At 33.4% G+C, this 1,331-nt stretch carries 2 protein-coding genes; both read right to left on the bottom strand.

Annotated elements, in window-relative coordinates:
• Positions 1-354 precede the first annotated feature (354 nt).
• A complete protein-coding gene (locus tag ACEN33_RS12365) occupies positions 355-528 on the bottom strand; it encodes a hypothetical protein (protein ID WP_171031307.1) in 174 nt (57 codons plus the stop codon).
• Positions 528-1,124, bottom strand: a complete 597-nt coding sequence (locus ACEN33_RS12360) for a hypothetical protein (RefSeq protein ID WP_407095203.1) — start codon at positions 1,122-1,124, stop codon at positions 528-530. The genes ACEN33_RS12365 and ACEN33_RS12360 overlap by 1 nt, the downstream gene beginning before the upstream one ends.
• Positions 1,125-1,331 lie beyond the last annotated feature (207 nt).

The following is a 1,331-nucleotide window of genomic DNA, read 5'->3' as shown; positions in this document are numbered from 1 at the left end:
TTCCTCTATGGTAAGATGTGTGTAGCTCATAACAGACCTCCGTGTTTATGTTTTTGTCATTACTAACATTTTACACGAACCTGTTATGGGTTTCTTTATTTGTCGCACTTAATTTTACAATTCATCAGATAAAAATGATTCATGCGTAGATGCTCCTTTGTTAGGTTGTGGTGACTTTAATATAGTGAACATTTACGTTTTTGTGAATAGAAAGATGCGGTTGATGTTCGTTCATCAACCGCATTTATTATAGAGCCTATATTTTTAACTCTAACTTTGGGGTTCACATCATTTAAGGGGGTTCATTTGGTTTAATTTTTACCTGTTATCTATTAAATAAACAGGTAACAAAAACTAGCTATCTTTTTTATTTTTGTTCTCTAAATATTTACTAACGATGAAAGATGATGATGTCATGGCTATGACAACCCACCATTTAAATTCTTTATTAGCTAGCAGTGTTAATACATACACCATCGTTAAAGTTAATAAGTTATAACCTACTAATTTTATTAAGTCTTTGCTCATTAAAAATTAATCCTTCCATTGTTAGGAACAGCATCGTTTTCGTCCCATAATTGAGCTAAATAGGTACCTGGTGATAGTAAATTCATTGCAAATTCTAATACAACATCATTCACAACCCAGCTTCCTAAATATTTTGCAATTGCTGAACGTATGGCACTTTTTGCTGCGTGTTTGCCTTTTACTTTTATTAAATTGGCTAGGGTAGCTGTACTTCCTCCTAGAGCTAATGCAATAGCAGTATCTAGGGCCGCTCCCATTTGATCTACAGTTATACCTTGCCATGATGATCTAGTTTGAGCCTGAGACGATGTATATTCTGTTTGTAACGAGTAATCACCTTGAAGTTGTTTGTATATTACTTCTATAATCCACTCTTTAGAAACACTAGGGTGTAATGCTTGAATTTCATTAGCAAGGGAGTTGATTTCTACCTCTGTTAATGAAAGAGATGTAGGCTCTACAATTTCAACTTCAGTGTATTCTTGTGTTTGTTGTTCATTTTCAGTAGCGTAAACAGTTGTAATATTAGGAAATATAGAAGCACTTAGAAGCATTATAGCGAAAGATAACGAAACGATTTTAAGTTTTTGATTCATAATTTTTCCCTTTTTTTAATGTTTATTTGTTTACTGTACAATGTGTTTGAATAATATAATCGATTTAGCCCCAACTTTTCTATTCGCCGATTGTAAAATTAAGCTAGACAACTAAAACAGCCATTTGTGGTACACTCAACTTGTAATTCCGACCAAAGAATACAAAGGAGTGACCACAAATGACCTACACCCATCTTACCACGGATG

The organism is Ruoffia sp. FAM 24228 (genome assembly GCF_045528575.1).
GTDB classification, from domain to species: domain Bacteria; phylum Bacillota; class Bacilli; order Lactobacillales; family Aerococcaceae; genus Ruoffia; species Ruoffia halotolerans.
The sequence above is the reverse complement of the archived record's forward strand: the minus strand, read 5'-3'. Positions and strand labels throughout refer to the sequence as shown.